Source organism: Ensifer sp. MJa1 (assembly GCF_037026475.1).
GTDB lineage: Bacteria > Pseudomonadota > Alphaproteobacteria > Rhizobiales > Rhizobiaceae > Ensifer.
Genome location: NZ_JAKUMO010000017.1, coordinates 100,225 through 113,417, shown reverse-complemented (window position 1 = coordinate 113,417; position 13,193 = coordinate 100,225). Strand labels below are relative to the sequence as shown.

Sequence of the window (13,193 nt, the reverse complement as noted above, 5' to 3'; positions counted from 1 at the left end):
GAAAGCGGAAAAGATGCTCTAGAATCAAAGTGCTAGAGCGTCCTTTGCGCGTTCTTGAACGCACGGCGCTCTCCCCGCTCGCGCGCGCTCAGCTCATCCAGTTGCCGCCGTCGACGTTGTAGGTCTGCGAAACGACGTAGTCGCTGTCGGCTGAGGCGAGGAAGATCGCCATTCCCGTCAGGTCCTCGGCCGTTCCCATGCGTCCGAGCGGCACCTCCGCACCGACCAGCTTCTTCTTTTCGCCAAGCGGACGGTTCTCGTATTTTGCAAACAGCGCATCGACGCCGTCCCAATGTTCGCCGTCGACCACGCCGGGCGCGATCGCGTTGACGTTGATGCCGTGCTTGATGAGGTTGAGGCCGGCCGACTGGGTGAGGCTGATGACGGCCGCCTTGGTGGCGCAGTAGACGGCGACGAGCGCCTCGCCGCGCCTGCCCGCCTGGCTTGCCATGTTGATGATCTTGCCGCCCCGGCCCTGATCGATCATTTGCCTGGCTGCGGCCTGCATCGTGAACAGCGTGCCGGACACATTGATCGCAAACAGCCGGTCATAGCTCGCACGACTGATCTCGACGATCGGCGCGAGGTCAAAGAGTGCTGCATTATTGACGAGGATGTCGAGCCCGCCCGCTTGCCGGACGACGGCGGCAATCGCCTCGTCGATCGAAGCTTGGTTCGTCACATCCATCTCGACCGCATAGGCGCCGGCGCCGATTTCGGATGCCGTCTGCCGTGCCCGCTCGATATTGATATCGGCGATCGCGACCGTGGCGCCTTCGCGGATATAGGCCTCCGCGAAGGCACGACCGATCCCCCGCGCGGATCCGGTGATCAGCGCGCTCTTGCCTTCGAGCCGTTTCATCGAACCGCCAGCCCCTTGTCGTCAAACCGGTGCACACGCTGCGGATCGGGCGTCAGGAACACCCGGTCACCGTGGGTGACGGCGAAGTCGCCGCTGACCCGCGCCGTTACCGTGCCGACGTTGTCGACATTGACGTGCAGGAACGTGTCGGAGCCCAGATGCTCGGCAACCCCGACCGTGCCCTGCCAGGTGCCGCTCTCCTTCGACAGCGCCAGATGTTCAGGTCGAATGCCCATGGTCTGCGCCTGATAGGCGGAAGCCGCAGGACCAGAGATGATGTTCATGCGCGGCGAGCCGATAAAGCCGGCGACGAACAGGTTGTCCGGCTTGTGGTAGAGATCGAGCGGCGAGCCCACCTGCTCGATACGGCCACGATTGAGCACAACGATCTTGTCGGCCATGGTCATGGCCTCCACCTGATCGTGGGTGACATAGATCATCGTCGTCTTCAGGTCCTGATGCAGCTGGCTGATTTCCAACCGCATGTTGACGCGCAGCGCCGCATCGAGGTTCGACAGCGGCTCGTCGAACAGGAAGGCCTTCGGCTGGCGCACGATCGCCCGCCCGATCGCAACGCGCTGGCGCTGGCCACCTGAGAGCTGCCGCGGCTTGCGGTCGAGATAGTCCGTGAGGTTCAAAACGCGGGCCGCATCCGACACCTTCTTGTCGATAACGGCCTTGTCCTCGCCCGCCATCTTCAGCGGAAAGGCGATGTTCGAGCGCACGCTCATATGCGGATAGAGCGCATAGGACTGGAACACCATGGAGAGGCCGCGTTGAGCCGGCGGCAGTTCGGTGGCGTTCTTGCCGTCGATGACGATGTCGCCGTCGCTGACGTCTTCGAGACCAGCGATCAGCCTGAGCAAAGTCGACTTGCCGCAGCCAGACGGTCCGACGAAGACGACGAACTCGCCATTGTTGATATCGAGATCGATCGACGGGATGACGGCATGGGCGCCAAAGACCTTCGATACCTTGCTGAGTGTAATGCTTCCCATTGTCGTATCCCTTATTTGACCGCGCCGAAGGTGAGGCCGCGCACGAGCTGCTTCTGCGAGAACCAGCCGAGTATGAGGATGGGGGCGATCGCCATGGTCGAGGCGGCCGAAAGCTTGGCGTAGAACAGGCCCTCGGGGCTCGAATAGGAGGCGATGAAGGCTGTCAGCGGCGCCGCCTTGGCGGCGCTGAGGTTCAGCGTCCAGAACGCCTCGTTCCAGGCGAGGATGATGTTAAGGAGCAGCGTCGAAGCAATGCCGGGGATCGCCATCGGCGTCAGCACGTAGATGATCTCCTTGGACAGCGAGGCACCATCCATGCGGGCTGCTTCCAGGATCTCGCCGGGGATTTCCTTGAAGTAGGTGTAGAGCATCCAGATGATGATCGGCAGGTTGATCAGCGTCAGCACGATCACGAGGCCGGTACGGGTGTCGAGCAGGCCGGTGTTGCGAAACAACAGATACATCGGCACCAACACGCCGACGGACGGCATCATCTTGGTGGAGAGCATCCACATGAGCACGTCCTTGGTGCGCTTGGTCGGCGAGAACGCCATCGCCCAGGCGGACGGAATGGCGATGATCAGGCCGATCAGCGTCGAGCCGAAGGAGACGACCACCGAGTTCATGAAGTGGCGGAAGTAATCCGAGCGGCTTTGCACTTCGTGATAGTTTTCGGTCGTCCAGTCGAAGAACAAGAGGGACGGTGGCGAAGCGATCGCTTCGGCCTCGGTCTTGAAGCTCGTCAGGAACGTCCAGAGGATCGGGAAGAAGATCAGGATGCCGATCGTCCAGGCGACGACGGTGACGACGATCTTTCTTTGGGTGGAGACGTTGCGTGCCATGGTTCTCAAGCCTCCAGCGTCTTGCCGATCATGCGCATCAGGAAGAATGCGACGATGTTGGCGAGGATGACGGCGATGATGCCGCCGGCGGACGCACCGCCCACGTCGAACTGCAGCAGAGCCTGCGCATAGACGAGGAAGGTGAGGTTCGTGCTCTGCGTGCCCGGGCCGCCATTGGTCGTCACCAGGATCTCGGCAAAGACCGAGAGCAGGAAGATCGTCTGGATCAGGATGACGACGGTGATGGCGCGGGAGAGATGCGGCAGCACCAGATAGATGAAGCGGCTAAAGGCGCCGGCGCCATCCATTTGCGCTGCTTCCTTCTGCTCCTCGTCGAGCGACTGCAGCGCGGTCAGAAGGATCAGCGTCGCAAAGGGCAGCCATTGCCAGGCGACGATCAGGATCACCGACATCAGTGGCGCGTTGGCGAGGAAGTCGAAGGGCTGCAGTCCGAAGAGCTTGGCGACCCAGGCAAAGAGCCCGTTGACCGGGTTCATGAACATGTTCTTCCAGACGAGCGCTGCCACCGTCGGCATGATCAGGAAGGGCGCGATCACGAGGATGCGCACGATCCCCTGCCCGAACATCGGCTGGTCGAGCAGCAGTGCCAGTGCGATGCCGCCGACGACGGTGATGAACAGCACGCCGAGCACGATCGCCAGCGTGTTGAAGATCGCCTGGAAGAAGGCCGGATCGGTCAGGAAGTAGCTGTAGTTCGAGAAACCGGCGAACTCTTCCATTCCCGGCATCAGAAGATTGTAGCGCAGGAACGAGAAGTAGATGGTCATGGCCAGGGGAACGATCATCCAGGCCAGAAGCAGAAGCACCGAAGGCGCGATCATCAGCCGCGCGGCGGAGCGGGTGTGCAAGGTCGCCATGGCGTCCCCCCAAAGTCGGATTTCAACGCTGTATCGAGAGCTCCGTTCGGACGCACGCGGTCAAGGCGCGCGCCCGACGATAGCCTCCCGCATTTCGCGCGGGAGGAAATTACCGGGGCGCCGGCCATTCGCGACCAGCGCCCCGGGCCCTTGGGAGCCCTATTTGATGTAGCCGGCCTTGGTCATCTCACGCTCGGTGAGCTGCTGGGCGCTGGCAAGCGCCTGGTCGACGCTCATCTGGCCTGCAAGCGCTGCCGAGAACTGCTGGCCGACGGCCGTGCCGAGACCCTGGAATTCCGGGATCGCCACGAACTGCACGCCGACATAGGGAACCGGCTTCACCGCCGGGTTCTTCGGATCGGCCGCGTTGATAGAGTCGAGCGTCATCTTCGCAAACGGCGCCGCCTTCTGGTACTCGGCGTTCGCATAGAGCGAGGTGCGGGTGCCCGGAGGAACGTTGGCCCAGCCTTCCTTGTCGGCGACGAGCTTCAGATAGTCCTTGCCGGTCGCCCAGGCGATGAACTTTTCTGCCGCTGCCACCTTCTGCGAACCGGCGGGGATGGCGAGGTTCCAGGCCCAGAGCCAGTTGCCACGCTTGCCAAGACCGGTGTCGGGAGCCAGCGCAAAGCCGACCTTGTCGGCAACCGTCGATTCCTTCGGGTTGGTGACGAAGGAAGCGGCCACCGTCGCGTCGATCCACATGCCGCACTTGCCGGTCTGGAACAGCGACAGGTTCTCGTTGAAGCCGTTCGAGGAAGCGCCGGGCGGTCCGGCGTCGTTCATCAGCTTGACGTAGAAGTCGAGCGCGTTCTTCCATTCCGGCTGGTCGAACTGCGGCTTCCAGTTCTCGTCGAACCAGCGGGCGCCGAAGGCGTTCGCGGTCGCCGTCAGGAAGGCCATGTTCTCACCCCAGCCAGCCTTGCCGCGCAGGCAAATGCCGTAGATTTCGGCGTTCTTGTCGGTGATCTTGCGCGCGGCGTCGGCGATGAAGTCCCAGGTCGGCGCGTCGGGCATGGTCAGCCCGGCTTTTTCGAACAGGTCCTTGCGGTACATCACCATCGAGCTTTCGCCGTAGAACGGTGCGGCATAGAGCTTGTCGTCGATGGTCAGACCCGAGCGGATTGCCGGCAACAGGTCATCGACGTCGTAGTCGGCGCCAAGGTTGTCGAGCGGCAACAGCCAGCCCTGCTTTGCCCAGATCGGCACTTCATAGGTGCCGATCGTCATGATGTCGTACTGCCCACCCTTGGTGGCGATATCGGTCGTCACGCGCTGACGCAGGACGTTTTCCTCGAGCGTCACCCACTCGAGCTGAATGTCCGGATTCTTGGATGTGAAATCATCCGTCAGCTTCTGCATCCGGATCATGTCGCCGTTGTTCACGGTCGCAATCGTCAGGGTTTCTGCTTGGGCCAGACCCGACAGTGCGACTGCCGAGCACGTGCCCAGCAGGAAAGTTCTCAAGTTCATCGACTTCCTCCCAGAAGAATTTGAGCATTTGCCTCGCTCATGAGCAATTACTCATTTCTCATGACAAATTGTCAATGCGCATTCGTTGCTGCATCGCACACAAGAACATTAGAGGATTGTTTTGATTGTCGATTTTTTCGGACGTGCAAATGCGAAAGGCCGGCACCGGGCCGGCCTTCTCATCGCTTCATCCTGCGACTATGCGTTGAGCAGATAGCTCGCTGTCGCCTCATCGGTGATGAGACCATTGATGATTCCGCCCTTCACCGCCGCCCTCAGCGCATCGTATTTGCGCCGGCCCTTGGCAATGCCGATAACGGACGCCCTGTCACGGGATGGCAGGGGAACGGAGGCGACCCGCTCGTTGAAGCTGCCTGATAGCAGCGCGCCGTCGTGGTCGAACATCCAGCCGCAGATCTCGCCCGCCGCCCCCGCTTTGGTGAGGTCGGCCATCTCGTCCTGCGCCAGGAACCCGTCCTGGCAGAGCGGCGCATCGGGACCGAGTTCGCCGACGCCGACGAAGGCGACGTTGGCCTCGGCGCCGAGTTTCAGGGCGACCTGCACCAGGCTCTGGCTGTGCAGCACCTCGCGCTCCTCGGCCGAAGCGGCGAGCACCGGCAGCGGCATCGGGAAATGCCGGGCCTTCACCGCATCGGCCATGCTGAAGATGACGTTGTAATAGGCGGCGGAACCGTCGAGGCCGATATTGCCGGTCAATGAAACGATGCGGTGCTGCGGACATTCCATCGGTGGCAACTGGTCGACTGCCGCTTTCAATGTGCGGCCGGTACCGATCGCCAGCACCTGCGGCTCCGACAATCTCAGCCAGCGCTCGATTTCGGCAGCCCCGGCTTCGGCGATACCAACCGTCGTCGAGGTGAAACCCGGATCGCTCGGCACCACCTCCACATGCTTCAGCCCGTATCGGTCGCGCAGGCCCGCGGCCGCCTCAAGGCATGCGGCGATCGGATGGTCGAGGCGGACCTTGATCAGGCGCTCGGACATGGCGAGAGAAACCAGTCGCTGCGCCGATTGGCGCGAAATTCCCATCACGGTCGCGATCTCGTCCTGGGTGCGGCCGGCGACATAGTATAACCAGCCCGCCCGGGCAGCATCGTCAAGCCTGTTGTTTGCCTCGCCCCTGCGCGCCATGCCCGTTCTCCATTCTCCCCTCGATCACGATACTTTTGGATCCCGTCGATCCAAAAGTATCGTGATCGATCCTCATAAGCAGAGCGGGGTGCGGGCGGAAAACCGCACACACTTTTCCTCGCCCCGCTCTGGTTTGCTGCCACTATTTGCCCCGCCCTGTCAAACAGCGGTCAAGAACAAGGGCTTGGCTGGTCTGCTGCAAAGCCCGAGATCACAAGGCATTCCGGTGATTTCGACCACAAACTTTTACCGTTTGATAAAAAAATAAAGCGTGTTACCGTTCCATCATCCTGAGAAAACATTGGGAGCAAAAAATGGGAACGACACAATCTGGGATCCTCGGCGGCCGCCTGCCGCTCGGGGAGTACGAGAGCAATTTCTCCGACCTGCATCCGGCACTCGACAAGCACGAAGCTCTCGTCGCTTCCGATCGCTGTTATTTCTGTCATGACGCGCCGTGCATGACGGCCTGTCCCACCTCGATCGATATCCCGCTGTTCATCCGGCAGATATCCACCGGCAACCCGATCGGCTCCGCCAAGACGATCTTCGACCAGAACATTCTGGGCGGCATGTGCGCCCGCGTCTGTCCCACCGAGACGCTCTGCGAGCAGGCTTGCGTTCGCAACACCGCCGAGGAGCGCCCGGTCGAAATCGGCCGGCTTCAGCGCTATGCCACCGATGCGGCCATGCGGGAAAACAAGCAATTCTACACCCGCGCTGAAAGCTCCGGCCGCAGGGTAGCCGTGGTCGGCGCCGGCCCCGCTGGCCTCGCAGCGGCCCATCGGCTGGCAGTCAAGGGACATGACGTCGTGATCTTTGACGCGCGCCCGAAATCCGGCGGTCTCAATGAATACGGCATCGCCGCCTACAAGTCGGTCGACGACTTCGCCCAGAAGGAAGTCGACTATGTGCTGTCGATTGGCGGCATCGAAGTGCACCACGACCAGGTGCTCGGTCGCGACTTCACCCTGGCCGATCTTTCGGAACAGTTTGATGCCGTCTTCCTCGGCCTCGGCCTTGCCGGCGTCAACGCGCTGCGCATGGAAGGCGAAAATGCTGCAGGCGTCGAAGATGCGGTCGATTTCATCGCGGCGCTCCGCCAGTCGAAGACGAAGGCCGACATTCCGGTTGGACGCCGCGTCGTCGTTCTCGGCGGCGGCATGACGGCGATCGATGCGGCGGTCCAAGCCAAGCTGCTGGGCGCCGAGGAGGTGACCATCTGCTACCGCCGCGGCAAGGAGCACATGAACGCTTCCGAGTTCGAGCAGGATCTGGCGGCCTCCAAGGGCGTCACCATCCGTCACTGGCTGCAGCCGAAGCGCATTGCCGAAAAGGACGGAAGGGTCGCCGGCATCGAGCTGGAATACACCACCCTTCAGGATGGAAAGCTGACGGCAACCGGCGAAACCGGTATCATGGCGGCTGACCAGATCTTCAAGGCGATCGGCCAGAGTTTCCTTGGCAGCGGCCTCGGTGCCTTGAAGATCGAAGGCGGCCGAATCGTTGCGGACGCCGAAGGGCGCACCTCGATCGACAAGGTCTGGGCCGGCGGCGACTGCGTGCTCGGTGGCGAGGACCTGACGGTTTCGGCCGTCGCCATGGGCCGCGATGCGGCTGAATCGATCAACCGGGCTTTCGCCGCGGCAGAGCCGCGCGCGAGCGCCGTCGCTTGAGATCGGGAGGAGGAACCAATGGCTGATCTTCGCAACAACTTCGTCGGCATCAAGTCTCCGAACCCGTTCTGGCTGGCATCCGCCCCGCCGACGGACAAGGCCTATAACGTCGAGCGCGCCTTCAAAGCGGGCTGGGGCGGCGTCGTCTGGAAGACGCTCGGCGAGGAAGGACCGCCGGTCGTCAACGTCAACGGCCCGCGCTACGGCGCGATCTGGGGCGCCGACCGCCGGCTCCTTGGCCTCAACAACATCGAGCTCATCACCGACCGCGACCTCTATGTGAACCTGCGTGAAATGAAGCAGGTGAAGATGAACTGGCCGGACCGTGCCCTGATCGCCTCGATCATGGTGCCCTGCGAGGAAGAGGCGTGGAAGGCGATCCTGCCTTTGGTCGAAGAGACCGGGGCTGACGGCATCGAGCTCAACTTCGGCTGTCCGCACGGCATGTCGGAGCGCGGCATGGGTTCCGCGGTCGGACAGGTGCCCGAATACATCGAGATGGTCGTGCGCTGGTGCAAGCAGTACACGCGCATGCCCGTCATCACCAAGCTGACGCCGAACATCACCGACATCCGCAAGCCCGCGCGCGCCGCCAAGGCCGGCGGCACCGACGCCGTGTCGCTGATCAACACGATCAACTCGATCGTATCCGTCGATCTCGACAACTTCGCCCCCAACCCGACGGTCGGCGGCAAGGGCACCCACGGTGGCTATTGCGGCCCGGCAGTGAAGCCGATCGCGCTCAACATGGTGGCCGAGATCGCCCGCGATCCCGAAACCTACGGCCTGCCGATCTCCGGCATCGGTGGCGTTACCACCTGGCGCGATGCGGCCGAATTCCTGGTGCTTGGCGCCGGCAACGTCCAGGTCTGCACCGCCGCCATGACCTACGGCTTCAAGATCGTCCAGGAGATGATCTCGGGCCTTTCCGACTGGATGGACGCCAAGGGTCACCGCACGCTCGACGACATCACCGGCCGCGCCGTGCCGAATGTCACCGACTGGCAGTATCTGAACCTCAACTACATCGCCAAGGCGAAGATCGACCAGGACGCCTGCATCAAATGCGGTCGCTGCCATATCGCCTGCGAGGACACCTCACACCAGGCGATCACCCAGTTCGTCAACGGCGTGCGTCACTTCGAGGTGATGGACGACGAATGCGTCGGCTGCAATCTCTGCGTCAACGTCTGTCCGGTCGAGAACTGCATCACCATGGAAGAACTGCCGGTCGGCACCATCGACCAGCGCACGGGCAAGCCGGTTGACCCGAACTATGCCAACTGGACGACCCACCCGAACAACCCGATGGCCCGCCAGGCCGCGGAATAAGGGCCACCTCACACCAAAAAGACACGCCGCCGGACCAGAAGTCCGGCGGCGTTTTTATCATGGCGAGGTCAGAATTCGACCACGACCTTGCCGAACGGGCCGCGGTCGAGATGCGCCAGAGCCTCGCGGAACTGCTCGAACGGGTAGCGGGCATCGATCACCGGCTTGATCCGGGTGCGATCAATCGCGCCGACCAGATCTTCCAGTGCCCGGCGGTGACCGACGCCGATCCCCTGGATAACCGGCGACTTCAGCAGCACGAAAGGTGCCGGCGTCGACAATTCGCCGCCCTCGAGCACGCCGATCACCGAGATGCGTCCCTGCATTGCCACGGCTTGCAACGACTTGCCGAGGTTTGTGCCACTGGCAAGCTCGAGGATGTGATCGGCGCCATGGTCGCCGGTGATCTCGAGAACACGTTCGGCCCAATCGTCCATCAGCCTGTTTATGCCGTGGTCGGCACCAAGCGCGCGTGCACGGTCGAGCTTGTCCTGGCTGCCTGATGTCACGATGACTTCGGCCCCATGCGCCTTGGCGATCTGCAGCCCGAACAACGAGACGCCGCCGGTGCCCTGCACCACCACACGGTCGCCGGCCCTCAGATGCCCCTTCTCGACCAACGCAAACCAGGCCGTCACCCCGGCGCAGGGCAATGTGCTCGCCTCACCATCGTCAAGGCTCGCAGGGGCATGCAAGAACCAGCCCTCCGGGAAGGCGACATATTGCGACGCGACACCCGGATTGAGCCCGCCGAGCGCAAAGGAGGTCGGGTAACGGGCCGTCCCCGGCTTCTGGCCATCAAGCCAGGTGGGATCGAACACGGAAATCACGCGATCTCCGGTTCGAAAGCGTGTCACGCCGCTGCCGACGGCTTCGACCACGCCTGCCATGTCCGATCCCGGCACGAAGGGAAAGGCGATCGGCATGCCCATGCCGTTCTCCAGCACCAGCTTGTCGCGAAAATTGAGCGACACGGCAGTCGTGCGGACCAGAACCTCGCCCGGTCCTGCCTCCGGAACCGTTCGCTCGGAAAGCCTCAGGTTCTGCGCGCCGAACCTGTCGATCGTCCACTCTTTCATCCACCTTGTCATGGTCTTTCCCTTCATCGGATTGATCTGATGGAGAAACCATAGCGTTGAAATTATCTCTCCAGTTGCGATACGATTTCGCCATATTGGTTCCATAACGGATACAAAATGAGCTATCTGAGCGGCATTTCTGTTTTCGTGGAGGCAGCCGATGCCGGCGGCTTTTCCGCCGCTGCCGAAAGGCTCAACCTGTCGCGCTCTGCCGTCGGCAAGACGGTGGCCAAGCTGGAACAACGGCTGGGGGTGCGCCTGTTTCATCGCACCACGCGCACCCAGAGCCTGACCGACGAGGGAAAGCTGTTCTACGAGAATTGCCTCAGAGCCCTCAGTGAAATCAGGGCGGGCGAGGCCCTCTTGGAATCCGGCAAGCAGGAGATACAGGGTCGGTTGCGTATCTCGATGCCGGTGCACTTCGGTCGCCAATGCGTCATGCCGCTCCTGTCGGAACTGCTGCGGCTGCACCCACGACTGGAGTTCGACCTCAACTTCAGCGATCGCAACGTCGACCTCGTCGAGGACGGCTTCGACCTCGCCATTCGCACCGGGCCACTCAGAGACGATCCCGAATTGATGACGCGCAAGATCGCCGACCAGCGCATGACAGTGTGCGCGTCGCCGGCCTATATCGCTTTAAACGGTGCGCCGGGGACGATCGAAGACCTGATGAAGCACCAGGCGATCCTCTATCGGCGCAGCGGCCAGCCGCTCGCCTGGTCGTTTCCGGTGAGCGCTGGCCAGCCACGGACGATCACGCCGCCGGCGCGACTTCGGCTCGATGACCTGACGTCGATCGCCGATGCGGCAGCCGACAGCTTCGGCATCGCCTGGCTGCCCTGCTGGCTTGTCGGCAGCCGTATCGCCTCGGGCTCGCTCGTACGGCTCCTGACCAATACGCCGGCGCGCTCCTATGGCGCCTATGTCGTCTGGCCGAAGACCCAGTACATGCCGCCCAAGCTGCGCCTGCTGATCGACATCCTTGCTGCACGCCTGCCGCCCATGATGGAATGATCACCACCGGAACGGGCAAGCTGCCCCAGATTTCCGCTGGCGCCGATAACGTATTGGACACGAAAACGAAACAGATTGTGTAAGAAAGGTAAGTTGTCGGCCCACACGATCTGGATAATAAGGGAGAAGTCACTCGCAGCGCCAAGCGCCCTGCGACGAAATTGAAACCGCAGCCGGACAAGGTTCCGGCAGAGCCGGACCTGCTGCTTGACCATCATTTCGGCCACCCGACGCAAGAGAATTCACCTCGTCTCCGGGGCTATACTCGGTTCGTTCATCGTCGCGCATTTCTTCAATCATTCGCTTGGCCTGATCTCCATCGACGCGATGGAGGCCGCCCGCAGGGCCTTCAATCTCGTCTGGCACAGTGTGCCCGGCACCGTGCTGCTCTACGGCGCGCTGCTCCTGCATTTCTCGATGGCGCTCGACAGCATCTATCGCCGCCAGACGCTGCGCATGCCGCTGCGCGAGGCGCTGAAGATCGCCTTTGGCCTCAGCCTGCCCTTCCTGCTGATCGGCCACGTCACCGCCGCCCGCATCGAGCCGCTGTTCACCGGCGTCGATACCGATTATCCGACCATGCTGAGAGCACTCTGGTCGAGTTCGACCAATGCCATCAGGCAATCGGCCGCACTCCTGCTCGCCTGGGGCCACGGCTGCCTCGGCGCCTGGTTCTGGATGCGCGGGCGAACCTGGTTCCCGCGCTACGAAATCCTGCTCTACACGATCGCAATCCTGGTCCCGATCTTCGCGCTGCTCGGCTTCGCCAGTGGCGCGCGCTCGCTCGAAACCGTTTATGCCGAGCATGGCGGTTATGGCGACCGGGCGATCTCGAAGCCCGCCTTCGACCCTACCCTGCTCGACGACATACGCCTCGGACTCTATCTCGGCTTTGCCGGCCTGATCGCCGGCACATTTATCCTGCGGGCCATGCCGCGAGGCGGACGCATTCGCGTCCGTTACCCCGATGGCCGGATCGCAGCCGTCAATCTCGGCTTCAGCGTGCTCGAAGCGAGCCGTGCTGCCGGCATCCCGCATGTCTCGGTCTGTGGCGGCCGCGGTCGTTGCTCGACCTGCCGCGTGCGCGTCATCCAGGGACTGGAGGGTCAGCCGGCCCCGGAAGATGCCGAACTTTCGACACTCACGCGTATCGGCGCGCCCGACAATGTGCGGTTGGCCTGCCAGTTCCGCCCGGTGCACAATGTCACGGTCGTACCGATCCTCGACAGCGACAGCCTCGGGATCAAGAAGCAGCTCGGCCGTGATGGCGGCGAAGGCCGCGAGCGACGGATCGCCGTGCTGTTCTGCGACCTGCGCGGCTTTACCAGCATTGCCGAACACAAGCTCCCCTTTGACACCGTTTTCCTGCTCAACCGCTACTTCGAGATGGTTGGCGAGGCGGTCGAGGATTCCGGCGGCGTCATCGACAAGTTCATCGGTGACGGCGCGCTGGCGATCTTTGGCCTCAAGAACTCATTCCCCGAAGCCTGCCGGCAATCGCTGGCTGCCGCCGTGCGCCTCTCGAAGGGAATTGAAGCCCTGAACCAGACCTTCCGTGGCGAGCTGGATGAACCCTTGCGCATCGCAATCGGCCTGCATGCCGGCCCCGCGATCATCGGTGAGATCGGCTACGGCCAGGCAACATCTCTGACGGCCGTCGGCGACACGATCAACACGGCAAGCCGGCTAGAGGGGCTGGCCAAGGAACACGACGTGCAGCTCGCCGTCTCGGCCGAACTCATCAACCGCGCGGGCCTGGTGATCGAAGGGCATGAACGGCTGGACATCAGCCTGCGCGGCCGTCAGGCGACGCTCGAAACCTGGATTGTCGAGGATGCGGCGCGCATCTCGACCGCGCTGCAGCCATCACCGTCAAACGCTTGAGGC

General features: G+C 62.6%; 11 protein-coding genes. 4 read left to right on the top strand and 7 right to left on the bottom strand.

What is annotated here, in order from left to right; translation table 11 throughout:
* Positions 1-88: 88 nt before the first annotated feature.
* The 6 genes from MKZ91_RS21660 to MKZ91_RS21635 form a co-directional block, all read right to left on the bottom strand.
* Positions 89-862: an L-iditol 2-dehydrogenase gene (locus MKZ91_RS21660; protein ID WP_336173097.1), complete on the bottom strand. Its 774-nt coding sequence runs from the start codon at positions 860-862 to the stop codon at positions 89-91.
* Positions 859-1,860 (bottom strand): ABC transporter ATP-binding protein, encoded by a 1,002-nt coding sequence (locus tag MKZ91_RS21655; protein ID WP_336173096.1) that lies wholly within the window; start codon positions 1,858-1,860, stop codon positions 859-861. The genes MKZ91_RS21660 and MKZ91_RS21655 overlap by 4 nt, the downstream gene beginning before the upstream one ends.
* Before the next feature lie 11 nt (positions 1,861-1,871).
* A complete protein-coding gene (locus MKZ91_RS21650; RefSeq protein WP_336173095.1) occupies positions 1,872-2,702 on the bottom strand; it encodes a carbohydrate ABC transporter permease in 831 nt (276 codons plus the stop codon).
* Positions 2,703-2,707: 5 nt separating this feature from the next.
* A complete protein-coding gene (locus MKZ91_RS21645) occupies positions 2,708-3,580 on the bottom strand; it encodes a carbohydrate ABC transporter permease (RefSeq protein ID WP_336173094.1) in 873 nt (290 codons plus the stop codon).
* Between the two features lie 159 nt (positions 3,581-3,739).
* Positions 3,740-5,050, bottom strand: coding sequence for an ABC transporter substrate-binding protein (locus tag MKZ91_RS21640; RefSeq protein ID WP_336173093.1), 1,311 nt, complete (start codon positions 5,048-5,050; stop codon positions 3,740-3,742).
* A gap of 198 nt (positions 5,051-5,248) precedes the next feature.
* Complete coding sequence (locus MKZ91_RS21635; RefSeq protein WP_336173092.1) at positions 5,249-6,202, bottom strand: sugar-binding transcriptional regulator; 954 nt, start codon at positions 6,200-6,202, stop codon at positions 5,249-5,251.
* Positions 6,203-6,516: 314 nt separating this feature from the next.
* On the opposite strand from MKZ91_RS21635, the gene MKZ91_RS21630 reads away from it, so the two are divergent.
* A complete protein-coding gene (locus tag MKZ91_RS21630) occupies positions 6,517-7,878 on the top strand; it encodes an NAD(P)-dependent oxidoreductase (RefSeq protein ID WP_336173091.1) in 1,362 nt (453 codons plus the stop codon).
* Between the two features lie 18 nt (positions 7,879-7,896).
* Entirely contained in the window at positions 7,897-9,210 is a 1,314-nt protein-coding gene (gene preA, locus MKZ91_RS21625; RefSeq protein ID WP_336173090.1) for an NAD-dependent dihydropyrimidine dehydrogenase subunit PreA, read from the top strand.
* Positions 9,211-9,278: 68 nt separating this feature from the next.
* On the opposite strand, the gene MKZ91_RS21620 is transcribed toward preA, so the two are convergent.
* Positions 9,279-10,301: a zinc-dependent alcohol dehydrogenase family protein gene (locus tag MKZ91_RS21620; RefSeq protein ID WP_336173089.1), complete on the bottom strand. Its 1,023-nt coding sequence runs from the start codon at positions 10,299-10,301 to the stop codon at positions 9,279-9,281.
* A 105-nt stretch (positions 10,302-10,406) separates the two neighbouring features.
* On the opposite strand from MKZ91_RS21620, the gene MKZ91_RS21615 reads away from it, so the two are divergent.
* Positions 10,407-11,306: a LysR family transcriptional regulator gene (locus MKZ91_RS21615; protein ID WP_336173088.1), complete on the top strand. Its 900-nt coding sequence runs from the start codon at positions 10,407-10,409 to the stop codon at positions 11,304-11,306.
* 207 nt (positions 11,307-11,513) lie between these two features.
* Positions 11,514-13,190, top strand: coding sequence for an adenylate/guanylate cyclase domain-containing protein (locus MKZ91_RS21610; protein WP_336173087.1), 1,677 nt, complete (start codon positions 11,514-11,516; stop codon positions 13,188-13,190).
* Positions 13,191-13,193: the final 3 nt, after the last annotated feature.